The following is a 23,496-nucleotide window of genomic DNA, read 5'->3' as shown; positions in this document are numbered from 1 at the left end:
GCATCGGGAGTTGGCCTGTCTCAGGTGTCCGGCATAGGAGAACGGCCGACCTCGGGCAGTCCGGCATCGAGGACCTGGCGGATATTGGCCCGGACGTCGCCGCTCATAGGGCAGCAGCCCAGCCAGTTCAGGCAGTACAGCCACAGCCAGCCTGGTCTGGATCGGATGTAGCCGTGGGGAGCCTGGCCTGTCGCGTGGTCTGAGTCGGACGTAGCAGCAGTTATCTGGGGTTCTTGATCCCTTCTCGCAGGTCAGAGCGAGATGACCTCTTCAGACGAGTAAGGCGCGCTCTGGCCCTGCTCCGCACGCGGTGAGGAGAGCTCGCGGCGCGGCCGTGGAACGTCATCAGATTCCGCTGTTCGTCCCACCGAGCTGGATGAGGCCTCCCGCGCGACTGACTGCGACCGCACCGCCGGCTCCACGACGATCGCGCCGACCGGCTGGCGCACCAGGAACTCGAAGAGGCCACCACGCTCTGGAACCGTAACGGCCAAGGTGGCAAGTTACAAGTTTTGACATCTGTAACCCACCCGCTTAGCGTTTCTCGCATGGAGCAGAGAACACTCGGCGCCGACATCTGTGTGGCGGCGGTCGGGCTCGGCTGTGCGGGCATGTCCGGCGCGTACGGACGCAGCGCCGACGAGCAGAGCATCGCGACGCTTCGCAACGCGCTCGACGCCGGGATCACGTTCATCGACACGGCCGACCACTACGGGATGGGGCACAACGAGACGCTCCTCGGGCAGGCGCTGCGACCCGCCGATCGCGACCGCGCCGTGGTGAGCGTGAAGTTCGGCGCGTTGTTCGGTGTGGACGGCAGCGTGCGCGGCATCAACGGCCGGCCCGACGCGATCCCGAACTTCCTGGGCTACTCACTGCAGCGGCTGGGCACCGACTATGTGGACATCTACCGCCCGGCCAGGCTGGACCCCGCTGTCCCGATCGAGGAGACCGTCGGCGCCGTCGCCGAGATGGTGCGGAAGGGCTACGTGCGCGGCATCGGGCTGTCCGAGGTCGGCGCCGAGACGATCCGCCGCGCCCACGCCGTGCACCCGATCACCGACGTCCAGATCGAACACTCACTGTTCAGCCGCGGCGTCGAAGACGAGATCCTGCCCACCTGCCGCGAGCTGGGCATCGGCGTCACCGCGTACGGGGTGCTCGCCCAAGGAATGCTGACCGGGACGTGGCGACCGTCGGCCGGCGACGTACGGCTTCGCGGGCACCTGCCCCGCTTCGCCGCCGGCAACATCGAGGCCAACCTCGCGTTGGTCGAGCGGCTGCGGGAGATCGCCGCCTCCCGCGGCGCCACGGTCGCACAGCTCGCGATCGCGTGGGTGCTCGCGCAGGGTCGCGTGCACCGGGACATCGTCGCGCTGGTCGGGGCGAGCCGACCGCGCAACATCACCGAGGCGGTGGAGGCCGCCGACCTGCGGCTGACCGAGGACGACCTGAACGCGATCGAGCAGGCCGTCCCCCGAGGGGCGGCGGCGGGAGAACGCTACCCCCCCGCCCTGCTCGCGCTGCTGGACAGCGAGCGAACGGTCGGCAGACGCTGATGCCCGCCCGAACCCCGCTGGACGCGAACGCCATCCTGGCGGCCACCGAGGAGATCCTGCGCCGCCACGGACCGGACAAGGCAACGGTCGTCGACGTCGCCCGGGCACTCGGGGTCAGCCACGCCGCCGTCTACAAGCACTTCCCCTCCAAGCAGGCGCTGCGCGAGGCCGTGACCCGGCGCTGGCTCGACCGCAACCGCGACGCCCTCGCCGTCATCGTCGCCGACAGCGCGGTCCCGCCGGCGCGGCGACTGCGTACCTGGCTGCACGCCGTTCTGGCCGTGAAGCAGGCCAAGATTCGCGAGGACCCGGAGCTGTTCGCCGCCTATGGAATCCTCGCGGCCGCGCACAGCAGCGTCGCCACCGACCACGTCGCCGACCTCTTGGGCCAGCTGACGGCCATCATCGCCGACGGCGCCGCCGACGGCAGCCTCCGCACCGACGACGCGGAGGCCACCGCCCGCGTGGTCTTCAACGCCACCGCCAAGTTCAACCACCTCGCCCACGCGGCCGAATGGCAGAACCCCGGCATCGGCGCCGAACTCGACGAGGTGTGCAGCCTGCTGCTCGAGGGTCTTCACGCCCCCACATCGCCGTAGCCGAACCGGGTCGAACACACGCCGCGACTCGTCAGCGGCGCGGTCGGCCCTGCCCACCGCCGCCCAGGCGGCAACGACCAAGGAGTGACGAACGACCATGGTTCAAGCAATCGGAGTGACGCGACCAGGCGGACCGGACGCTCTCGGCGAGTTCGACCTGGCGGCCGAACCGATCGGTCCCGGTCAGGTCAGGATCCGGGTGAGCAGCGCCACGGTGAACCCGATCGACGCGGTGATCCGTTCCCGTCCGCGGCAGGATGGGGCGGACGCGGTGCGGGTGCCGGGCATGGAGGTCGCCGGCGTGATCACCGAGATCGGCCCCGCCGTCGACCGCCCGTTCGCGATCGGGGACGCCGTCATGGCCATCGTGGTGCCCTCAGGTGCGCACGGCGGCTACCGGGCAGACCTTGTCATGTCGGCACGCTCGGTCGCGAAGATCCCGGCCGGGCTCTCGGACGTTCAGGCCGCCACCATCCCGATGAACGGGCTCACCGCCCGGCTCGCACTCGACACGCTGGCGCTCCCGGCCGGCGCGACGGTTGCCGTCACCGGCGCCGCCGGCACCGTCGGCGGGTACGTCGTCCAGCTCGCCAAGCAGGCCGGGCTCGTTGTCGTCGCCGACGCCGCCAGACAGGACGAGACCTTCGTCCGCGAGTGCGGAGCCGACGAGGTCGTGCCGCGAGGGGACGACTTCGCCGCAATGGTCCGCCGCCACCATCCGGGCGGCGTCGACGGGCTCGTCGACGCCGCCGTGCTGGAGGCCGCCGTGCTCCCTGCCGTCAAGGACGGCGGCACCGTCGTCACCGTCCGCGGTTACCAGGGCGACGGGACCGACCGGGTCCGCGTCGCCCCGATCTTCGTCCGCGACTACGTCGAGGCCGCGGCCGAGCTCGACCGGCTCGCCGAACTCGCCGGTGAAGGACGGCTCACCGTCCGCGTGGCCGGCGAACTGCCTGCCTCCCGAGCCGCCGACGCGCATCGCTCGCTCGAACGGCGCGGCGTTCGGGGGCGGTTCGTCCTGCGGTTCGACTGACCGATCCTCGCGGAGGGCTGCACATGACTCCCGAATACTCACATCTCAGAGCGAGGTGATCTTGACAGTAGCGGCCTGGTCGGTGCGGCGTGGTCAGTAGGGCACGGGCCGGTTGTGCTGCGCCCAGAGCTGCTCCGCCTCCGAACCCGTCGGGGGCGGGCACAGCCCGTCGATCATCCACAGATCCCGCGGGGTCTCGTCGACGTGGAACTCGCAGTGCAGCCCGCGGTCGCCCGTATGCGCGGCCAGCAGGCGACCCAGGGCCTCGCTCATCCGCTCGCGCAGGCCGGGATCCTCAGCATGGCGGGCGATGTGCTCGATCACGACGCGCACGGTGTCGTCCGAAGGCACTCCCCCGACCAGAAACGATGCCCGAGGGACCTCGTGGAAGAGCGTGACGACGTAGAACTTCGGCAGTCCGAAACGGGCGTAGAACTGCGTGGCATCCTCGGCGAAGTCACGCTTCTGCTCCTCGGAAAACGCGCCGACGGGATGATAGACCTGCCACAACGGCATCTGCTCTGCCTCCTTGAGGTTCGACGGCTACGCGCCTGACAGCTCAAATGTCAGACGGCTCAACGTCCGATGGCCACGGTGAGCCCTCCTACCGGGCCGGACAGCGCCGCCTTCATCCGCCTGGTGACCTCGTCCACGAGCACCTCGTCGGCACCGCTTTCGAGGCCGTCCAGCACCGCGATGGCGACCTCGGCGGGCGATACCTTCGGGGCCGAGATCCCGGCCACCATGTCGGTGTCGGCGAGGCCGAGGTGCACGCCGACGACCTGGGTGCCCTGCGGGGCCAGTTCGACGCGCAGGGAGTTCGTGATCGACCACAGCGCGGCCTTCGAGGCACCGTAGGCCGCCGCGCCGGCACCCCAGGACAACACGGAGTGCATGTCGACCAGCGCCCCACCGCCGTTGGCCGCCAGGACGGGAGCGAAGGTCCGCGCCACTCGCAGCGCGCCGAACACGTTGGTGTCGAACGTGGCGACCACGTCGGCCATGTCCGCCTTCAGCAGCGGCGACGGGATGAGCACGCCGGCGTTGTTGATCACGATGGTCACCTCCCGGGCCTGGGCGGCGAGGGACGATACCGCGTCCTGATCGGTGACATCGAGGGCAACGGGCAGGATTCGCGGATCATCACTGGTAGCGGGTTTGCGCGCGGTCACGTAGACCTTCGCCGCGCCGCGCTCCACCAGTGCCTCGGCGAACGCCTTGCCGAGACCGCGCTGGCCACCGGTCACCAGCGCCACGGAATTCTCGATCGCGACCATGGACGGACCTCCTTCTGAGTAGAATAGATGATGAGCATCATCTATATCGTGAGGGAAGTGTACCCACCATGCCCCGAGCATCCAAGGCCGAAGCCGAGCGGCACCGTGAGCAGGTGATCGAGGCCACGGCGAAGCTGCTGCGCGCGCACGGCGTCGAGAAGGTGAGCGTTCCGCAGGCGATGGCCGCGGCGGGGCTGACCCACGGCGGCTTCTACCGCCACTTCAGCTCCAAGGACGACCTGGTCGCCCAGGCCTGCTCGGCCGCGTTCGCCGAACGGGCCACCGCCCTGGACGACCTCACCCAGCACGCCACCCCCGGCCGCGCCCGCACCGAATTCCTGGCGGGCTATGTGTCGGCCCTGCACCGCGACAACCCCGCCCTCGGCTGCCCCGGCCCGGCCCTCGCGGTGGACGCCGCCCGCGCGGAACCCGGCGACCCCCTGCGTCAGGCGTTCGCCACCGGCTTGCGCGGCATGGTCGACGGGATGCGGCAGCTCGACGACGGGAACGAGGAGGCGGTGCTCGTGGAGTTGTCCACCATCGTGGGAGCGGTGCTGTTGTCACGGGCCTGCGCCGACGACGACCTGTCCGACCGCATCCTCACCGCGGTCCGCGAACATCTCGTGGGTGACGCGAACGGGGAGACAAGCCCCGCCGAGTAACCCGGAGCTCCGCGCCCAGCGGCTCTCGACCTTCTCCTGCACCGTGACCGGATGCTCGACCTGCTGGCCAACCTCGCGCCGGGCCGCGTCCTCGGTCCAGCGGCGCTCTCCACGACACCTTCGGCTGACGGCGTTCGACCGGCCAGCGGGCCGCCACCCTGGGTCGTCCGTCGTCGGTGAGCGGCGGGAACACTGGCGAGTTCCTCAGCCGGTGAGCCGTCGGTGAGCCCACGGTGAGCGGCCACCGTCACTGTTGAGCCATCGCCGGATCCACCGAGGGCCCGGCCACTGAGCGAGGAGCAGAGATGGACGTTCTGGCAGGCAAGACGGCGTTGGTGACGGGCGGTTCGCGCGGCATCGGCCGGGCGGTGGCGCTGCGGCTGGCCGCCGAGGGCGCGCTGGTCGCCGTCCACTACGGCAGCGACGAGGGCGCGGCCAAGGAGACCGTGGCGCGGATCGAGGCGGCAGGCGGCCGGGCGTTCGCCGTCCAGGCCCGGTTCGGTGACGAGGGCGCGGTGGATCAGCTGTTCGTGGGCCTGACGGCGGGGCTGGCGGGACGCGGGCTGGACATCCTGGTCAACAACGCGGGCATCGGCTCGGGCAACCCGATCTCACAGGTCACCCCGGAGGAGTTCAGCAGGCTGCTCGCGATCAACGTCGCCACCCCGTTCTTCGTGATCCAGCGCGCACTGCCGCTGCTGAACGACGGGGGCCGCATCATCAACATGGGCTCGACGGCCAGCCGGTTCGCGGTCTCCACGCAGATCGGCTACACGATCAGCAAGGCGGCGCTGGAATCGATGGCTCCGTCGCTGGCCAACGAGCTCGGCGCGCGGGGCATCACGGTGAACACGGTCGCGCCCGGCGCGGTGCGGACCGACCTGACCGCGGGCTTCACCTCCATCCCCGAGGTGGTCGCCGGGCTGGAGGCGATCACCGCGCTCGGCCGGCTCGGCGAGCCCGAGGACGTCGCCGATGTCATCGGCTTCCTGGCGGGGCCGCAAGGCCGGTGGGTGACCGGCCAGACCATCGACGTCTCAGGCGGCACCTACCTCGGCCCGATCGCCCCGCGCACGTGACCGTCCCCGCCTGGCGGTCACCGCGTGACCGTCCCCGCCTGGCGGTCACCGCGTGACCGCCCCCGCGTGGCTGCCGCCGCGTGATCGCCTGGGAAGGCTAGAAGCGGGGGAAATCCGTCTCTCCCACCCCCGGCGGCCCAGCGCCCACCGAGTCCTTCTTCATGGACTCCGCCACCAGATACTCCAGCCGCCCAGTTATAGCCCCCTGAATCACGACAAGGGCCATGGACAACCGCCACCCCACCTTGATGGCAGCCAGCCGGGAAGCCGGATTGACGGCCGCGACCAGGCGCAGCGCCATGATCAATCCCAGCTCGCCCACAGTCGTCCAGAACGCGTACGAGTGCAGCCGGTTCAGCTGCCTCACCGCGTCCTGCAACCCGACGGCCCGGCCCGCGGCGTAGTCGGCGAGTTGGATACCCGCGGTGACGAAGTCGCGTAGCTTCTGGTCGGCGACGTCCTTGGCGCCGCCGTGCCACGCGGCCGCCAGTGCCTCCAGTTTCATCGGGTCCCCGGCCCCGAAGGTCTGGCCCAGGGAGTTGGCGGCGTGCCGCCAGGCCGCGATGGCCTCGTCGACCTTCTCGTCGTGCCAGGACACGGTGACCAGCCAGAGCAGGAGCCCGGTTCCGGCCGTGATCGACATCGTGGCGGCGACCTTGAGCATGGACAGCGTGCGCTGGCTCAGGTTCGCCATCTTCGCCGCCTCGGCCGACAGGTTCGCGATCCCGGCGGCCGAGCCGCGCTGGAAGTAGGAGGACGCCTCTGCCAGCCGGATGAGGGTCGCACCGGTGGTGCCGAGCGACATGAGGCCCTGTCCCACACCGTTCCGGACTTCCGACTCCGGCGAAGGCGCGTCCCCGCGTACGAGAGGCTGCGTGTGGCGGCTGACGGCAAGGACCGCGCGCATGACGTCGTTGGAGGCCCGCACGTACCCGTCCGCGGTGAGGTTCAGGTTGCGCGAGATGCCCTCGGCCGACTCCACGCCCCGCCGCGCCCGGCCGTTGAACTCGTCACTGGCCTGGTTGTGACGGTCTCTCGCCGAGTCACCGGCGATGCCGAACGTCCCCCAGGGGAGCTCTGGAACAGCGAGCCCTTCGAGAGCCTTCCGGATTTCCTGGGCATTCAGTCCGGTTTCCCGGATACCGCTCTGACGGTAGGCGAGAGGTTCCACCGCCTTACGCCTGAGGAAGGAGGGTGGGCGAGAGCCAGGGGGAGTCACTCTGGCGGTACGCGAGGGGCTTCATGGGGTCAACCCTGCCTACATGATCCGCTCCGATCATCATGGGAGCAGATCCCGTGATGATTCCGTTATGTCAGGAGAGGCGGCAGGTGTGGCTCAGCGCGTCATTTGGCGAGCTGACCATTGCGTTGATCAGAGAGTTGATCTCTGTTACGGCCGGCGACCGTAACAGAGCGGGCGCATAGGATCGCCGGCATGGCACTGCGACCTGTTCAGGTGAACATCAAGGCTCTTGACAGCTTGGCGGTCGGCCGGTTCTGGGCGGAGGCGCTCGGCTGGAGTGTTTACCGACCTGGCGTGACCACCTACGTCGGACCCGTCGGCGGCCCCGTTTGGCCGGACCCGGTCGCCGTCTGCGTCGACGTCGTTCCCGTCCCGGAAGCCAAGACAACGACGAAGAACCGTGTGCACCTCGATCTCGCCACCACCTCCGCGGCCCATCAGGCGGAGTTGGTCGCGCGCCTCCAGGATCTCGGTGCGACGCCCGCCGACGTGGGCCAGGGCGACGTCCCGTGGACGGTCCTCGCCGACCCGGAGGGCAACGAGTTCTGCGTGCTGGAGCCTCGGGAGATCTACCGGGACACCGGGCCGATCGCCGCGGTGGTGGTCGACTGCGCGGATCCGCGGGCCATGGCCCGGTTCTGGGGGGAGGCGGTGGACTGGACCCTGCATGAGGTGACTGACGATCATGCGGCGTTGCGCTCCGCCAAGGGTGTCGGGCCGTATCTCGAGTTTCTCCGTGCGCCCGACGTGAAGACCGTGCCAGACCGCGTCCATCTTGATCTGCTGCCGTACCCCGGTGACGACAAAGCAGCGGAGGTGGCCCGGCTGCGGGCCCTCGGCGCCACCGACCTCGATGTCGGCCAGGGCGACGTCCCGTGGACGTGCCTGACCGACCCGGAGGACCACGAGTTCTGCGTCCTCGCCCCGTCCTGACGCGGAGCCTTCGGGATGGGGCTGGCAAAACCAGAGGGGGTTTCTAAAATGACCGCGTGACCGACATAAAACGGGCAGAAGACCTCAAGGCAACACACGACGGATTCAAATGGGCAAAAGCTGCCCCCGGCGTCATCCCCGCTTGGATAGCCGACATGGACCTCCCCACCGCCCCAGAGGTCATCGCCGCCCTCCAGCGCCGAGCCCACGGCGACCTCGGCTACCCCACCTGGCTGGACAACCCCAGCTGCGGCCCCCTGGCCGAGGCGTTCGTCGAGCGGATGGGGAGCCGGTACGGCTGGCAGCCGGATCCCGAGTACGTGCGCAGTTATACAGACATCAACCAGGCACTCCAGGTGTTCCTCCACCTATGGACCCGCCCGGGCGACGGTGTGGCCGTACACACTCCGGCCTATCCCCCGTTCCTCGGCACGCTGGAGAACATGGATCGGCCGCTGCATCCCCTGCAGCTGAGCGCCGACGGGGATTCGTGGCGGTTCGAGGTGCCTGATCTGTCCGGGTGCAAGGTGCTGCTGCTGGTCAATCCGCACAACCCCACCGGCCGGGTCTTCACCCGCGAGGAGCTGACCGAGCTGGCCGAACTTGCCGAACGCCACGACCTGCTGGTCATCTCCGACGAGATCCACGCCGACCTCACGCATGCCCCGCACCAGCACATCCCGTTCGCCACCATCCTGCCCGAGCGGACCGTCACGCTCACCTCCGCGACCAAGGCGTTCAACCTGGGCGGCATCCGCTGCTCGGTCGCCCACATCGGCTCGCCGGAGCTGCGTAAGGCCCTCGACGCGCAGCCGCCCTTCTTGTACGGCTCGGCCAACCTGTTCGGTGTGGAGGCGACGGTGGCGGCCTGGCGGCACGGTGACGCCTGGCTTCAGGAGACCCGTGCCCTGCTCGACAGGAACCGCAGGACGATCGCCGACCGCCTGCCCGAGGGAGTCAGGTACCGCATCCCCGAGGCCACCTACCTGGCCTGGCTCGACTACGGCCGTCCTGGCGTACAGGAGATGCTCGAACGCGATGCCAAGGTCATGCTGAGCGACGGCGCGACGTTCGGGCCCGGCGGCGCGCACTGCGTACGGCTGAACTTCGCCACCACCGAGCCCCTCCTGACCGAGATCCTCGACCGCATCGCACAGGCGGAGACCAGCGGTGGTCCAAGCCAACCGCACCGGAGCTGAAGGCCGGGTGCCGGCCGGCTGCCAAGAAGGGCGGCAGCCGGTCGGCTCCAGACCGACCACGACCTGCTGATCAGGCCGGGAGCGGCGGCAGGTCGGGAGGCATGGCGGCGGGGTTCTCGGCCAGGGCGGCGAGCGCGAGTTCGACCGCCTTCTCCAGCTGTGGATCGCGGCCTGCCACCCGGTCCTGCGGTGTGATGACCACCTCGATGTCGGGGTCCACGCCGTAGTTCTCCACGCCCCAGCCCTGACCCGCCAGCCAGAACGAGTAGCGCGGCTGGGTCACCACGGTGCCGTCCACCAGCGAATACCGCGAGTCGATGCCGATCACCCCGCCCCACGTCCGGGTGCCCACCAGCGGACCGAGCCCCCGGTTCTTGATGCCCGCGCTGACGATGTCGCCGTCCGAGCCCGCGAACTCGTCGGTGACGGCCACGATCGGGCCGCGCGGCGAGTCCTCCGGGTAGCGCATCGGCTCGTAGCCGCGCGCGTGCGCCCAGCCGGAGACCCGGCGGGACAGCTTCTCCAGGACGAGCTCGGAGGTGTGCCCGCCGCCGTTCTCGCGTACGTCCACGACCAGCCCCTCGCGGGCCATCTCCGTACGCAGGTCACGGTGGAACTGCGCCCACCCGGAGGCCACCATGTCGGGTACGTGCAGGTAGCCGAGCCGCCCGTCCGACGCCTCCCTGACGTAGGCCCGGCGGCCCTCCACCCAGTCGTGGTAGCGCAGCTGGGTCTCGTCCGAGATCGGGGTGACCACCACCCGGCGCGTCTCGCCACCCGAGGCCGGTCGTACGGTCAGCTCGATGGGCTGGCCGGCCGTGCCGGACAGGGCGGCCAGCGGGCCGCGTACGGGATCGACCGGCCGGCCGCCCACCGCCACGATCGCGTCGCCCGCGCGCACGGCGACGCCCGGCGCGAGCAGCGGTGAGCGCGCGTCGTGGTCGGACGACTCGCCGGGCAGGATCCGCTCGACGCGCCAGACGCCTTCCGGGTCGCGGGTGATGTCGGCGCCCAGGAGGCCCTGGCGGCGGCGCGGGTCGTAGGTTCCGCCGCTGGCGCGGGCGTAGGCGTGCGAGGTGCCCAGTTCGCCCTGTACCTCCCAGAGCAGGTCGATGAGCTCGGAGTAGGAGCCGATCCGTTCGACCAGCGGCGCGTAGCGGTCGAGCGCGCCCTGCCAGTCGACGCCGTTCATGTCCGCGCGCCAGAAGTGGTCGCGCATCAGCCGCCCGGCTTCGGCGTAGCCCTGCCGCCACTCGGCGATCGGGTCGATCTGGACCGTGATCCGGTCGAGGTCGATGGTGACGACCTCGTCGCCCTCGCCGCTGGCGCGGGTCTGCAGGCCGTTCTTGCCGTTGAGTACGAGCCTGGTGCCGTCGCCGCTCACCTCGAAGGCACGCGCTTCCTTGCCGAGCTCGGCCTTGGCGCGCTTCTTGAGGTCGTAGCGTTCCAGCACGGTCTCGGCCGCCGAGTCGGTGCCGTCGCCGAGCTGCCCGGCGACCGGGTGGCGCAGCCAGAGCAGCGCGTCCTTGGCGGTGCGCAGGTTGCGGTAGTGCGCGGCGGGGACGGGCACGGGCACCACCCGCGAGGCCAGCCCTTCGGCGTCCACCTCGGTGCGCGGCGGCTCGGCGTCCTTCTTGTCCGAGCCCTTCTTCTCCTCCGCGGCCGAGGCGGGCTTGTCGTCCTCGCCGTTGAACCCGCGCCCCTGCAGGCTCGGGTCGAACGGTGAGGGCGTCGTCGCCTGCAAGGGCACGATGTACGGCCGGCAGCCGGCCGGGAACGACAGGTCGAACACGTGCGCGTCGTAAATCGGATCGAACGTCCGCACCGACAGGAACGCCAGATGCTTCCCGTCCCTGGTGAACACCGGGTCATAGTCGGAGAACCGCAGCGGCGTCACGTCGATGACCGAGGTCCCGTCGAGACGGCCCATCCTGATCTGCGACAGCCGTTCGTCGTGCGGATGTACCCAGGCCAGCCAGGACGAGTCGGGCGAGAACGTCAGCCCGCTGACATCGCCCTGCGTGGTGCGATCCAATTCCCGGACATTTCCGGATTCGAGGTCGACGACCAGCAGCCGCCCGTCGTGCGTGGCCGCGGCCACGTGCTTGCCGTCGGGCGAGGCGGCCAACTGGAGCACCCGGCCCAGCTCGCCCGCCGCCAGCGTACGGATCTCACCGCCGGGCGTGCCGATCTCCAGGCCGTCCTCGCCGGTGGCGTCCGACACCCAGACCGCCCGGCCGTCGGAGTCGAGCACGCGCGGCAGCCGTACCCGGACCCCGGGCTCCACCCGCAACGCGCCCGCGGGCCCGTCGCGATGGGTCACCCAGTGGGCGGTGCCGCGGATCTCGACCGCGCTCGCCCGGCCGGTCTCGTCCGGCGAGAAGCCGCCGACGCGGGCCGGCGCCGGTCGCCGCGCGCGAGCCGGACGCGGCCCGCCGAGCTTGACCTCCAGCTTGTACGGCTCGGCGTCGAGGCTGTCCAGCAGCCACAGGTCGCCGGCGTGGCTGTAGACCACCCGCTCCCCGTCGGTCGAGGCGTGGCGGGCGTAGAACTCGTCGTGCCCGGTGTGCCGGCGCAGGCCGGAGCCGTCGGGCAGGGCCGAGTACACGTTGCCGGTGCCGTCGACGTCGGCCAGGAAGGCGACGCGGTCGCCCACCCACATGGCCGACCAGTACTGCGCGTCGCTGTCGGCGAACAGCCGGGCGAACTCACCGCTCCCGTCGGCGTCGACCCAGAGCTTGCCCGCCGTGCCGCCCCGGTAGCGCTTCCACTGTGACGGCTCGCGCCAGATCGAGGACACGGCCGCGACCCGGTCCCCGCTGACGGCGGCCTCGCTCACCCACCCGTACGGCAGGCGCACCGCCTGGCCGCCGTCGAGCGGCACCGCGTACGCCCAGGTCCTGGTGCGCCCGCCCTCGCCCGCCGCGCTGACCGCGAGCACATCCCCGCCGGCGGTCCACCCGCGCGCGCCGGTCGTCGAGCTGCCCCAGTGGGTCAGCCGCTCGCCCTCGGCCCCGTCGAGCTCGGCGGCGAACACTTCGGGCTGTCCCTCACGATGGCTGGTCCACGCGATGCGGGCGCCGTCGGGAGAGAACCTGGGGAACGTCGCGGCCGTGCGGTCGGCGGTGAATCGCCATGCCCGTCCGCCCGTGACGGGTGCCAGCCAGACATCGTCGTCGGCGACGAAGGTGACCAGGTCACCGTGCAGATGTGGATATCTCAGGTATGCGCCAGTTGTCACAGAAGCACACTAGTGCGCGTCCGGCCGTGAAGGCTGCCCTTGAAGTCTTGGTCAAGGCCGGTCGCTGGACGCGTGTGATGGATGGTAAGGGGCAAGAGCCGAACGCGACTTCGGTTTCGGGAGGAATCATGAAGATCTTCGCCCGCGCCTACCAGTGGCCGCCTCGCCTGGCCGCGGGGGCGTACATCCTGAACTCCGGGCTGTCCAAGGCCCAAGCCGATCGGGACACCGCGATCGGCGTGCACGGTATGGCGGCCACGGCCTTCCCGTTCCTGGGTGAGCATGACCCCGAGACGTTCGTGGGGCTGTTCTCGAAGGCGGAGATCGCCGTGGGGGCGGCGCTGCTGCTCCCGACGGTGCCGTCGCTGGTCGCGGGGGCGGCGCTGACCGCGTTCGCCGGCGGGCTGCTCGGCTTCTACCTCAAGATGCCGGGGCTGCGCGAAGAGGGCAGTCTGCGCCCGTCGCAGCAGGGGATCGGCATCGCCAAGGACATCTGGCTGCTGGGCATCGGGCTCGGCCTGGTGCTGGACGAGCTGACCCAACGTTCCCGTTGACTCTCGGCCGTCGCGCTCGTGCCGATCGACTACGACCAGCAGCAGCCCTTCTTCGGCTGGGCCGAGAAGGAACTGCTGCCGGCGCTACGCCAACTCTGAGCGGGGCTCGTCAGGGGACGATGTTGACCAGCTTCGGCGCGCGTACGATCACCTTGCGCGGCTCGCCCGTCAGGTGCGCGCTGACCTTCTCCGACCCCAGGGCCAGCGCCCTCAGGTCGGCCTCGGAGATGTCGGGCGACACCTCCAGGCGGTCACGCACCTTGCCGGCCACCTGGACGACGGCGGTCACCGACTCCTGCACCAGCAGCGCGGGATCGGCGGTGGGCCAGCCGGCCCGGCCGACGCCGGTGCCGCCCACGTGGCCCAGGCGCTCCCAGCCCTCCTCGGCGGTGTAGGGGGCCACCAGCGACAGCATGACGGCCAGTGTCTCGGCCGCCTCGCGGACCGCGGGGTCGGCGGCACCAGGACCGGAGTCGATGGCCTTGCGGGCCGCCGACGTCAGCTCCATCATCCGCGCGATCGCCACGTTGAAGCGCTGGGACTCCACCAGCTTGGTGACCTCGTCGATCGTGTGGTGGGTGACCTTGCGCAGCTCGACGTCGCCGCCCTCGAACGGCACGCCGGGCTCACTGGCCACCTCGGTCATCACGCGGAAGGCGCGGGCCAGGAACTTCTGCGACGCGGCCGGCGACATGTCGGCCCAGTCGATGTCCTCCTCGGGCGGCCCGGCGAACAGCATGGTCAGGCGGACCGCGTCGACGCCGAAGTCGTCGATCTGCTTGCCCAGGTCCACGCCGTTGCCCAGGGTCTTGGACATGGCCTTGCCGCCGTTGATCACCTGGCCCTGGTTCAGCATGCGCCGGAACGGCTCGGTGAAGTCGAGCATGCCCATGTCGTGCAGCACCTTGGTGAAGAACCGCGAGTAGAGCAGGTGCAGCACCGCGTGCTCGATGCCGCCGACGTACTGGTCGATCGGGCCCCACTTGCGGACCTGCTCGACGTCGAACGGGCCCTCGGTGTAGCCGGGTGAGGTGTAGCGCAGGTAGTACCAGGACGAGTCGACGAAGGTGTCCATCGTGTCGGTGTCGCGCTGGGCGGGACCGCCGCACTTGGGGCACTCGACGTTGACCCAGTCGGTGGCGCTGGCCAGCGGGGACACGCCCTTCGGCGCCAGGGCCTCGCCGCGCAGGTCGGGCAGCGTGAGCGGCAGCTGGTCGTCGGGGACGGGCACCTCGCCGCAGTCGACGCAGTGGATGATCGGGATCGGCGTGCCCCAGTAGCGCTGCCGGGACAGCAACCAGTCGCGCAGCCGGAAGTTGATCGCGCCCGTGCCCCTGCCGTCGGTCTCCAGCACTTCGATGATCTTGGAGATGGCGTCGGCCTTGGTCAGCCCGTCCAGCGGGCCGGAGTTGACCAGCGTGCCCTCGCCCGGCGTGGCCTCACCGGTCTCGCCCGGATCGGCCAGGCCGGTGTGCACGACGACCTTCACCGGCAGCCCGAACTTCAGCGCGAAGTCCAGGTCGCGCTGGTCGTGGGCGGGCACGGCCATGATGGCGCCGTGGCCGTAGTCGGACAGCACGTAGTCGGCCGCCCAGACCTGGATGCGCTCGCCGTTGACCGGGTTGATCGCGTAGCGGCCCAGGAAGACGCCGCTCTTGTCCTTGTCGGTGGACAGCCGCTCGATGTCGCTCAGCTTGGCCGACTCGGCCCGGTAGGCCTCGAACGCCGCGCGCTGCTCGTCCGTGACGATCTCGTCGGCCAGCGGCGCGTCGACCGCCACCACGAAGAACGTCGCGCCGAACAGCGTGTCGGGCCGCGTGGTGTAGACGTGGACCGGCTCCTCGCGGCCCTCGATCTCGAACAGCACGTCGGCGCCCTCGGACCGGCCGATCCAGTTGCGCTGCATGGTCAGCAGGCGCTCCGGCCAGCCCTCCAGCTGCTCCATGTCGTCCAGCAGCCGCTGCGCGTAGTCAGTGATCTTGAAGTACCACTGCGTCAGCTCACGGCGGATCACGTCGGCGCCGCAGCGCTCGCACTTGCCCGCCACGACCTGCTCGTTGGCCAGCACCGTCTGGTCGTTGGGGCACCAGTTGACCAGGCCGCCCTTGCGGTAGGCCAGGCCGCGTTCGAAGAAGCGGATGAACAGCCACTGGTTCCAGTGGAAGTAATCGGGGTCGCTGGTGTGCAGGCGGCGCGACCAGTCGAAGGAGATGCCGTAGCGCTTGAACGAGCCGGCCTGCGTCTCGATGTTGGCGTAGGTCCATTCGGCGGGGTGCGCGTTCCGCTTGATGGCGGCGTTCTCGGCCGGCAGGCCGAAGGAGTCCCAGCCGATCGGGTGCAGGACGTTGTAGCCCTGCTGGAACCAGAAGCGCGCGATCACGTCGCCGATCGCGAACACCTCGGCGTGGCCCATGTGGAGGTCACCGGAAGGGTAGGGGAACATGTCCAGCATGTAGCGCCGCTCACGCGTGTCGGCGGCGTCCTCGCTGGCCCGGAACGGGTCCTGCTCCTCCCATCGCTGCTGCCACTTGGCCTGCAGCGCCTGCGGGTTGTACTCACTCACGGCGGTTGTCCTTTTGGATTGTGTCGGACCCATAAGAAAACCCCTCGTGCGCACAACGAGGGGCCAGCCGCGACGGCGAGATGTCAAGGCCGTCGCGGCCCGCTAAGAAGCAGGGTCGCGGAACGCATAGGTCAAGCCTAGCGCACCTCTTCGGCTGAATGCGGGCCATCGATCCGGCCTAGTAGGCACAATGGAACCTTCTGGTCTGGTGAGACCCGATGGTGATCTATCCGTTGTGACCTCTAATGTCCCATTAGAATACTGTCGTCGCCGTGGTGTACCTAGTTGAGCCAGAACATCCAGAAGGTGGCCTGCCCATGCAGGACCCACCGACGGATCCGCACGGCTTCGCGCGTTTTACTGCGAAACCCCTGGTCTCGCGTGAGATCATGCCGGATGCGTCAAATCCGGACATAACCTCGGGAGGTACGGCAGCAATGGCAACGGAGAATTCCGGAGCACCCCATCTGCCACCGTCCTGGCCCGAGGCGCCACAGCCGGAGGTGCCGACATCCTGGCCCGAGGCGCCTCGCCAGGACTCGTCATGGCCCGACTCCTCACGGAGCGGCGCCGGTCAGTCATCATGGCCGGACCCGGCACAGTCGCAGCCTTCGTGGCCCGACCCCGCGCACTCCGCACCGTCGTGGCCCGACCCCTCGCAGTCGGCGCCGAACTGGCCGGACCCCGCACAGTCGGCCCCCTCTTGGCCTGACCCGTCGCACTCGGCGCCTTCTTGGCCCGACCCGTCGCAGTCGGCGCCGAACTGGCCCGACCCCGCGCGGCAGGGCTCCCCGCCGCCGCAGGGACCGGGGCCGCAGCAGTCCCGCCCGGATGCCGCCTGGTCCGAGGCTCCGCCCGCCTCGAACGCCTGGTCGAACCTCGGCCATCCCGACGCCCAGCCCCAGCAGCGTCCCGGCGACCCGCTGGCGCACCCAGGCTCGCCGGACAACCAGGCCACGGCGTACCACCAGTTCCCGAATCCGCTCGGCGAGCGCGCGTACCCGCCCCAGGACGACCGGGGGGCGCCACGCGGCGACTTCGACCAGCGCGGTGGGCCGCGCCCCGGCTTCGACGACCGAGGGGCACCCCGGTCCGACTTCGACCACCGCGGCGGGCCGCAACCCGGCTTCGACGACCGAGGGGCACCCCGGTCCGACTTCGACCACCGCGGCGGGCCGCAACCCGGCTTCGACGACCGAGGGGCACCCCGGTCCGACTTCGACCACCGCGGTGGACCGCAGCCTGGATTCGACGACCGCGGCGCGCCCCGCTCCCCCTCCCCGCTGGACGGCCCGCGGAGTAACGTCACTCCGCTGGACAGCCGGCGTGGTGGCACGCCCCTGGACGAGCGTGCGGTGCCGCGTTCCGCGCCCTCCCCGGACGACCGCCTGGTCGCCTATGGCCAGGCTCCGGGTCAGGCTCCAGGTCAGGCGCCGGGCCAGGCCCCGCCCCAGGCGCCGGGCGCCGAGCACCACCAGGCCGAGCACGGCAGGCCGGGCGCCAACCTGAGCCGCGACCCGTCCGACCCGGAGAACAGGTTCGTGACGGCCGGCCAGATCAGCGGCTCCCGCACCCCGCCGCCCGAGCGCCAGCAGGAGCTCTGGGACAACGTCTTCGGCGACAACTACCAGGCGATGGGCGAGCCGGAGTCGCTGGACACCCCCGGCAAGCCCATCTGGATCTACGCCCTGGCGGGCTCGGTGGCCATCGCCCTGGTCGGTGCCGTCCTCTGGGCGTTCCTCGCCGGACCCCTGGCGGCCGACAAGCCGACCGCCAGCAGCAGCGCGGCCGCCACCGCCAAGTCCAGCTCGTCGCCCAGCTCCGCCCCCACCAAGACGACCAGCTCGATCCCCCGCCTGCCGCGGTGGTCCGGCAAGGCCGCTCCGGTGCTGGGCACGGTCGCCAACCCCACGGCCGGCATCACGATCCCGCGCCTCGGCGGCACCTGGCAGCAGGACCAGCGCACCACCGTCAAGAGCACGTACGGCTTCGACACCCGCCAGTACGTCGTGACGGGCACCAACACCTCCGCCCAGATCCTCACGGGCCCGCTCCCGGCCAAGCTGGCGTCCGCGTTCACCAGCGAGGACGACCTGGAGCCGGTGATCAAGCAGGTGGTGCTGAACGCCCGCAAGCGCTTCTTCCCCGCGGACAACAAGGTCCGCAAGATCGCCCAGCAGCCGCTCAAGGTCGGTCAGTCGTCGGGCCGCGTCATCGCCTACGAGCTCACCTCGGGCACCGGGAAGGCCACCATCGTCACGGCCGCGATCAACACGGGCAAGGACGTACCGGCGATCGTTTACATGTCGATCCCGTCGACCAGCAAGCAGCTCCTGCCCGACGTCAACACGATCATCAAGCAGCTGAAGGTCACCGCGTCCTGACCCCCGGGACCCGGGGGTCAGGACCCTGCTAGAAGGTGCACTCCAAGCGCTTGATGCCGTTGATGAAGCTGGAGTACAGGCGGTCCGGCTTGCCCCCCTCGATGCCCGGCACCCGGCGGAGCAGCTCGCGGAACATCACCGTGATCTCCCGCCGGGCCAGGTGCGCCCCCAGGCAGAAGTGCGGCCCCGGCCCGCCGAATCCCACGTGCGGGTTGGGCGAGCGGGTGATGTCGAACCGGTCGGGGTCCTCGAAGACGGACCGGTCGCGGTTGGCCGCCCAGTAGAACATCACCACCTTCTCCTCCTCCCGGTACAGGTGGCCGTTCATCTCGAAGTCCCTGGTCACCTTGCGGCGCATGAAGTTCACCGGCGAACCGAGGCGGACGATCTCCTCCACGGCCCCCGGCGCCCGGCCCTCGATGTCCTCCAGCCAGAGCGCGCGCTGGTCGGGGTTGTTGGTGAGCAGGCGCAGGCCGTACGAGATGGCGTTGCGGGTGGTCTCGTTGCCCGCCACCACCAGCAGGATGAAGAACGACCCGAGCTCCTGCAACGTCAGCCGCTCGCCGTCGATGTTGGCGTTGACCAGGGAGGACGTCAGGTCGTTCGTGGGGTGCTCGGCGCGGTAGGAGGCCAGGTCCTGGACGAGTTGCTGGAGCTCCGCGCCGGCGTTGAGCAGGCGCGGGACCACCTGACTGACGTCGCCGCCGGTGTATTCGGGGTCGAAGCCGCCCAGGATGACGTTCGAGCGATCGTAGACGAACTGGTAGTCGCGCTCGGCGATGCCCATCATGTCGCAGATGATCTTCAGGGGCAGGCGGGCGGCGACCTGGGCGACGAAGTCGCAGCCGGGACCCGCGTCCAGCAGGTCGTCCACGATCTTGGCGGCCGCGGTGTTCACGTCCGCCTCGAACTGCTTGATCATCTTGGGGGTGAACGCCCGGGAGACGATCCGGCGGAGGCGGGCGTGCCGGGGGTCGTCCATGTTGATCATCGAGCCGAAGTACTCGGCGAACTCGCCGGGCATGTCGATGATGTTCGTGGCACCGCCGCTGCCCGAGGAGAAGACCTCCGGATTGCGGCTGGCCTCCAGGATGTCGGCATGCTTGACCAGGGCGTAGTAACCGGGACCCTGCGGGGCGAAGTCGACCACGGGCTCGGCGAAGAAGGCCGGCGTATCTCGCGCCCGCAGCCGGTCGAAGGCATCCCTCCGCTCCACCATCGGCTTGGCCCAGAACTCACGGTCCGACAGGTCGAAGTCAAGCACGTCCATGAAACACCATCATTCGGATAGCGGCCTATACACGTCAACGTGATCGAAGTACACCGTACGTCTGCGTGGGCGGGCGCGCGCGGAAAATCGATGGCCTCGGCAGGCAGTTGATCTATAGCGTGGGCCCATGACGTTCTTCTTCTTCCTGCGTTAGCGACCCGCCGGCGGGCCGTGGATGACCCACCGCCGGTGATGCGGGACGGCCGGCCGCCGTCCCGGGTCGCGACGTGGGAGAAGGACACGTGCATACGCTTGCCGTGGCCAGGGCGGTGCGTGGCATCGAGCCCCTGGTGGCCGCGGAGATCCGACGTGCCGGGCTCGGGGTGGTGCGCGGGGTGCGCCACCGTGAGGTGTGGTTCGAGCCGGCCGGTCCGGGGCCTGAGCTGCTGGGGCTGCGGATGGCCGACGACCTGCTGCTGGTGGCGGCGGTCGTGGAGGGGGTCGGGCGCGGTAAGGAGGCGCTGGTACGCCTGGCGCGGGCCGCCGGCGAGATCGACACCGAGAGCCTGACGAAACGCGCCGAGCAGATCACCGGCCGAGCCGTTAGAAGCCCGTACCACGACCCGCACGCCGTCCACGTCGCCGCCGCCAACGCCGCGCGCGACACGACGGGCAGGATGGCCGTCCGAGACACGGCTCGCGGCCTGGCCACCCCGGACGCGGCAGGCGACGCCTGTGGAGGCGTCTGCGGCACCGCGGATGCGGAAGGCTGCGTCTGCGGCACCGTGAACGCGGCGGGCAACTTTTGCAGCGTCCCGGACGCGGCGGGCGGCATCGCCTGGGGGGTGGCCGACGCGGGGCGGATTCCTCTACCGGACCGCAGCGTGGATCGGGTCCTGGTGAACCCGCCCTGGGACCGTCAGGTGGCCCCGAGCGGCCGTCTCCGCCGCGATCCCGGCCGCCTGTGGCGGGAGATCCATCGCGTCCTGGCCGTCGACGGCATCGCCGTGGCGCTCCTTCCGGAGCCTGGGCAGCCGCCCGGGTTCAGGGTGAACAGGATGGTTCACCTCACCCTGTCAGGGCGGCATCCGGTCATCGCGGTCCTCAGGAGGTCACCCAGTCGAGGATGAGCCGGTTGACCTCCGCGGGCTGTTCGAGGTGCAGGAAATGGCCCGCGCCGGACACCAGCTCGGTCCGCGACCCCTCGGGCAGGTGGCTCTGCGCGTCCTTGACCAGGTCGGCCGCGAGGGCGCCGTCCCGTGTCCCGTGCAGGTAGAGGATCGGCCCGGTGGTCGCGGGCTCCGGTGCCGGGTAGCGCCCGGTGGGCGGGGTGGTGCCGAGCATCGCCCGGTAGTAGCCGATGGCCGCCGCCAGGTTCGCCGGCGCGCCGATGCTCTGGCGGACGAACTCCAGGTCCTGCTGGGCGTCGTAACCGGGCGACCAGTCGCGCCAGAGCCCCTCCAGGAAGCCGGGGGCGGCGGCGGCCGTCTCGGCCAGGCCGGTCTGGAAGAGGAAGACGTAGAACGACCGCTTGAGCTGCTCGTACTCCAGGAACCCGGCCGCAATGGCGGCCAACGGCGGCACCGCCATGGCCACGGACCGGCGGAAACGGTCGGCGGTCCCGTAGACGGGGAACGCGCCCCAGTCGTGGCCGACGAGCACCGCGTCGGAGTCGCCGCCGAGTTCCTCGTGCAGAGCGCGTACGTCGGCGACGAGCGCGCCGCCCTCGTAGGCGCCGTCGGCGGGGATCTCGGTCGGTGCGTAACCGCGCATGAACGGCGCGACCGCGCGGTAACCACGCTCGGCCAGTGCCGGCAGGAGGTGGCGCCAGGTGTGGGCCGTGTCAGGGAAGCCGTGCAGGCACAGGGCCAGAGGCCCTTCCCCTACGGTCAGATACGCGAACTCCACCCCGTTGGCGTGGATAGTTCTGATCTCCATGACTGCGAAACCTAGCATTCGGCTCCCGGTTGGAGTACCACTTCACCTATGCGACGAAGCTGGGTGTTAGCACTTGCTTCTCTCACGATCGTGCTCGTGGTCGTCGACCTGACGGCTGTGACGATCGCCCTGCCCGCCATCCGCTCCGATCTGGGGGCGAGCCTGCCCGAGGTGCAGTGGGTGGTCGACGCCTACGCGCTCACGCTGGCCGCCGTCCTGCTGCCGGCCGGAGTCCTGGCGGACCGGTACGGCCGGCGCAGGCTGCTGGCGATCGGCGTGACCATCTTCACCCTGGCCTCCCTCGCGTGCGCCCTGGCCCCGAACGCGCCACTGCTCGACCTGGCCAGAGGCGTGCAGGGGCTGGGCGCTTCGGCCCTCTACGGCACGACGACGCCGCTGATCGCCTCCGTCTATCCGGAGGGCCCGGAACGCGGCAAGGCGCTCGGCATCTTCAGCGCGGTGTCGGGGCTGGCGATGACGCTGGGCCCGGTGGTGGGCGGCGCGCTGACGGCGGGCTTCGGCTGGCGGGCCATCTTCCTGATCAACCTGCCCATCGGCGTGTTCGTGCTGGTCGCGTTACGGCAGCGGGTCGAGGAGTCGCGGGGCGCCGGCCATCTCGATCCGCTGGGCATCGTGCTGATCAGCGCGGCGCTGTTCGCGATCATCCCGGCGCTCATCCACGACCTGCCGTGGCTGCTGGTGGCGGGGCTGGTGCTGCTGGCCGCGTTCGTGCTCGTGGAGCTGCGGCTGCGTAACCCGATGGTCGACTTCGGGCTCTTCAGGAACCGGGTGTTCGCGGTCGGGTCGGGCACGACACTGCTCATGCTGGCCGCGCTGCTCGGCGCGTTCACCTATCTCACGCTGTACGTCCAAGGGCCGCTCGAGGCGACGCCCGTCGAGGCGGGGGTGCGGTTCCTGGCCTTCAGCGCGGCGGCCGTCATCGGGCCGGTGGCGATCGGCCGGGTGCTGCACCGCTGGCCGATGGGCGTGCTCATCGCGGTCGGCCCGGCGCTGATCGCGGTCGCGCTGCTCGTGATGGCGATACCGGCCGCGAACCGGTGGACGCCGATCATGTTCGGGCTGTTCCTCGGCGGTCTCGGCCTGGGCGCCGGGAACGTGGTGGCCAACCAGGTCGGCCTCACCGCGCCCATGGACCGGGTCGGCATGGCCACGGGCATCGTCAACACGCTCAAACAGGTCGGCACCGCCGTCGGCGTGGCCGTGCTGGCGGCGCCGTACAGCTCGGGGATCGGCACGATGCTGCTCGTGGCGGCCGGGCTGGCCCTGGCCGGGGCGCTGCTGCCGGTGGCTCTGGCCGGCCCGCTGATCAGCCGGTCTTCTCGATCCCCTGGAGCAGGCAGCGCAGCCCGAACTCGAACTGATCAGTGAAGTCCAGGTCGTCGGCCTCCACCACGCTCCTGGCGAACTCCGGATAGTCACCGCTCGCGACGACCTCCCGGATGTAGGGAGCGACGCTCGCCCGCCACTCCTGCTCGGTCATCCCCGTGCGGCGGCTCGCCTCCTGGTCGGCGAGCTCCCTGGCCACGGCCCCCAGCACGTAGTCGCCGATCAGCGCCATGACCGCGGAGGCCCGCGTGATGTCGGGGGTCAGGGCGCCGGCGGCCTTCAGCGCCGCGTCGAAGCGGCGTAGCGAGTTGGGGCCGAGCGAGGGCCTGCTCGCCAGCAGCGCGCCGAGCCAGCCGTGGCGCAGCAGCGTCGAGCGCTGCCGGCGCGCGACCTCGGCCAGATCGGCCCGCCAGTCACCGGTGACCTCCTGAGGCGGGTCCTCGCCCCAGACCGCGTCGGCCATCAGGTCGAGCAGCTCGTCGCGGTTGGCGACGTAGCGGTAGAGGGAGGTGGTGCCCGACTTCAGCTCCGCCGCCACCCTGCGCATCGACAGGGCGTCGAGGCCCTCCGCGTCGGCGATCGCGATCGCGGTGCGTACGACGCGTTCGACGCTCATCGCCTGCCGCTTGGGCGAGTACGGCTCGCGATTCCACACCAGAGACATCCGGCCACCCC

The 23,496-nt window shown here is 70.4% G+C and carries 19 protein-coding genes and 1 pseudogene; 11 read left to right on the top strand and 9 right to left on the bottom strand.

Going from position 1 to position 23,496, the window contains the following annotated elements:
• Window positions 1-548: 548 nt before the first annotated feature.
• From KME78_RS27340 to KME78_RS27330, 3 genes are all read left to right on the top strand, one after another.
• On the top strand, window positions 549-1,559 hold the full coding sequence (locus KME78_RS27340; RefSeq protein ID WP_219532215.1) for an aldo/keto reductase: 1,011 nt from the start codon (window positions 549-551) through the stop codon (window positions 1,557-1,559).
• Window positions 1,559-2,158: a TetR/AcrR family transcriptional regulator gene (locus tag KME78_RS27335; protein WP_219532214.1), complete on the top strand. Its 600-nt coding sequence runs from the start codon at window positions 1,559-1,561 to the stop codon at window positions 2,156-2,158. The genes KME78_RS27340 and KME78_RS27335 overlap by 1 nt, the downstream gene beginning before the upstream one ends.
• Before the next feature lie 97 nt (window positions 2,159-2,255).
• A complete protein-coding gene (locus KME78_RS27330; protein WP_219532213.1) occupies window positions 2,256-3,191 on the top strand; it encodes an NADP-dependent oxidoreductase in 936 nt (311 codons plus the stop codon).
• A 93-nt stretch (window positions 3,192-3,284) separates the two neighbouring features.
• Here KME78_RS27330 and KME78_RS27325 read toward each other — a convergent pair whose 3' ends face one another.
• Window positions 3,285-3,707: a tautomerase family protein gene (locus tag KME78_RS27325; RefSeq protein ID WP_219532212.1), complete on the bottom strand. Its 423-nt coding sequence runs from the start codon at window positions 3,705-3,707 to the stop codon at window positions 3,285-3,287.
• A 59-nt stretch (window positions 3,708-3,766) separates the two neighbouring features.
• Window positions 3,767-4,468: an SDR family oxidoreductase gene (locus KME78_RS27320; RefSeq protein ID WP_219532211.1), complete on the bottom strand. Its 702-nt coding sequence runs from the start codon at window positions 4,466-4,468 to the stop codon at window positions 3,767-3,769.
• Window positions 4,469-4,536: 68 nt separating this feature from the next.
• Here KME78_RS27320 and KME78_RS27315 point away from each other — a divergent pair, with 68 nt between their 5' ends.
• Window positions 4,537-5,130 (top strand): TetR/AcrR family transcriptional regulator, encoded by a 594-nt coding sequence (locus KME78_RS27315; protein WP_219532210.1) that lies wholly within the window; start codon window positions 4,537-4,539, stop codon window positions 5,128-5,130.
• Here the strand turns inward: KME78_RS27315 and KME78_RS68075 are convergent.
• Window positions 5,029-5,238 (bottom strand): annotated as a pseudogene (locus tag KME78_RS68075) (DUF6192 family protein); the annotation flags it as partial. The gene KME78_RS27315 and the pseudogene KME78_RS68075 overlap by 102 nt on opposite strands.
• A 197-nt stretch (window positions 5,239-5,435) precedes the next feature.
• On the opposite strand from KME78_RS68075, the gene KME78_RS27305 reads away from it, so the two are divergent.
• Window positions 5,436-6,209 (top strand): SDR family NAD(P)-dependent oxidoreductase, encoded by a 774-nt coding sequence (locus KME78_RS27305; protein WP_219532209.1) that lies wholly within the window; start codon window positions 5,436-5,438, stop codon window positions 6,207-6,209.
• A gap of 97 nt (window positions 6,210-6,306) precedes the next feature.
• Here KME78_RS27305 and KME78_RS27300 read toward each other — a convergent pair whose 3' ends face one another.
• Window positions 6,307-7,380, bottom strand: a complete 1,074-nt coding sequence (locus KME78_RS27300) for a hypothetical protein (RefSeq protein WP_219532208.1) — start codon at window positions 7,378-7,380, stop codon at window positions 6,307-6,309.
• Between the two features lie 264 nt (window positions 7,381-7,644).
• Here KME78_RS27300 and KME78_RS27295 point away from each other — a divergent pair, with 264 nt between their 5' ends.
• Both KME78_RS27295 and KME78_RS27290 read left to right on the top strand, forming a co-directional pair.
• The gene (locus KME78_RS27295; RefSeq protein WP_219532207.1) at window positions 7,645-8,385 is read left to right on the top strand and encodes a VOC family protein; all 741 of its coding nucleotides are present in this window, start codon (window positions 7,645-7,647) and stop codon (window positions 8,383-8,385) included.
• Between the two features lie 155 nt (window positions 8,386-8,540).
• Window positions 8,541-9,584: a MalY/PatB family protein gene (locus KME78_RS27290; RefSeq protein ID WP_219532206.1), complete on the top strand. Its 1,044-nt coding sequence runs from the start codon at window positions 8,541-8,543 to the stop codon at window positions 9,582-9,584.
• A 70-nt stretch (window positions 9,585-9,654) separates the two neighbouring features.
• On the opposite strand, the gene KME78_RS27285 is transcribed toward KME78_RS27290, so the two are convergent.
• On the bottom strand, window positions 9,655-12,825 hold the full coding sequence (locus tag KME78_RS27285; RefSeq protein ID WP_219532205.1) for a S41 family peptidase: 3,171 nt from the start codon (window positions 12,823-12,825) through the stop codon (window positions 9,655-9,657).
• Between the two features lie 128 nt (window positions 12,826-12,953).
• Between KME78_RS27285 and KME78_RS27280 the strand changes: the two genes are divergently transcribed.
• Entirely contained in the window at window positions 12,954-13,379 is a 426-nt protein-coding gene (locus KME78_RS27280) for a hypothetical protein (protein ID WP_219532204.1), read from the top strand.
• Window positions 13,380-13,488: 109 nt separating this feature from the next.
• Here KME78_RS27280 and leuS read toward each other — a convergent pair whose 3' ends face one another.
• Entirely contained in the window at window positions 13,489-15,975 is a 2,487-nt protein-coding gene (leuS, locus tag KME78_RS27275; RefSeq protein ID WP_219532203.1) for a leucine--tRNA ligase, read from the bottom strand.
• A gap of 404 nt (window positions 15,976-16,379) precedes the next feature.
• Between leuS and KME78_RS27270 the strand changes: the two genes are divergently transcribed.
• A complete protein-coding gene (locus KME78_RS27270; RefSeq protein WP_219532202.1) occupies window positions 16,380-18,326 on the top strand; it encodes a hypothetical protein in 1,947 nt (648 codons plus the stop codon).
• Between the two features lie 28 nt (window positions 18,327-18,354).
• Here KME78_RS27270 and KME78_RS27265 read toward each other — a convergent pair whose 3' ends face one another.
• Window positions 18,355-19,596: a cytochrome P450 gene (locus KME78_RS27265; RefSeq protein WP_219532201.1), complete on the bottom strand. Its 1,242-nt coding sequence runs from the start codon at window positions 19,594-19,596 to the stop codon at window positions 18,355-18,357.
• A 242-nt stretch (window positions 19,597-19,838) separates the two neighbouring features.
• On the opposite strand from KME78_RS27265, the gene KME78_RS27260 reads away from it, so the two are divergent.
• Entirely contained in the window at window positions 19,839-20,666 is an 828-nt protein-coding gene (locus KME78_RS27260) for a TRM11 family methyltransferase (protein WP_219532200.1), read from the top strand.
• On the opposite strand, the gene KME78_RS27255 is transcribed toward KME78_RS27260, so the two are convergent.
• Window positions 20,641-21,474: an alpha/beta fold hydrolase gene (locus KME78_RS27255; RefSeq protein WP_219532199.1), complete on the bottom strand. Its 834-nt coding sequence runs from the start codon at window positions 21,472-21,474 to the stop codon at window positions 20,641-20,643. The two genes, KME78_RS27260 and KME78_RS27255, sit on opposite strands and share 26 nt — an antisense overlap.
• A 48-nt stretch (window positions 21,475-21,522) precedes the next feature.
• Between KME78_RS27255 and KME78_RS27250 the strand changes: the two genes are divergently transcribed.
• On the top strand, window positions 21,523-22,863 hold the full coding sequence (locus tag KME78_RS27250; protein WP_219532198.1) for an MFS transporter: 1,341 nt from the start codon (window positions 21,523-21,525) through the stop codon (window positions 22,861-22,863).
• On the opposite strand, the gene KME78_RS27245 is transcribed toward KME78_RS27250, so the two are convergent.
• The gene (locus tag KME78_RS27245; RefSeq protein ID WP_281428867.1) at window positions 22,802-23,485 is read right to left on the bottom strand and encodes a TetR/AcrR family transcriptional regulator; all 684 of its coding nucleotides are present in this window, start codon (window positions 23,483-23,485) and stop codon (window positions 22,802-22,804) included. The genes KME78_RS27250 and KME78_RS27245 overlap by 62 nt on opposite strands.
• Between the last annotated feature and the right edge of the window lie 11 nt (window positions 23,486-23,496).

This window comes from Nonomuraea guangzhouensis, assembly GCF_019396345.1.
Lineage (GTDB): Bacteria > Actinomycetota > Actinomycetes > Streptosporangiales > Streptosporangiaceae > Nonomuraea > Nonomuraea guangzhouensis.
Note: the sequence above shows the minus strand (reverse complement) of the source record. Positions and strands in the feature narration are given on the sequence as shown.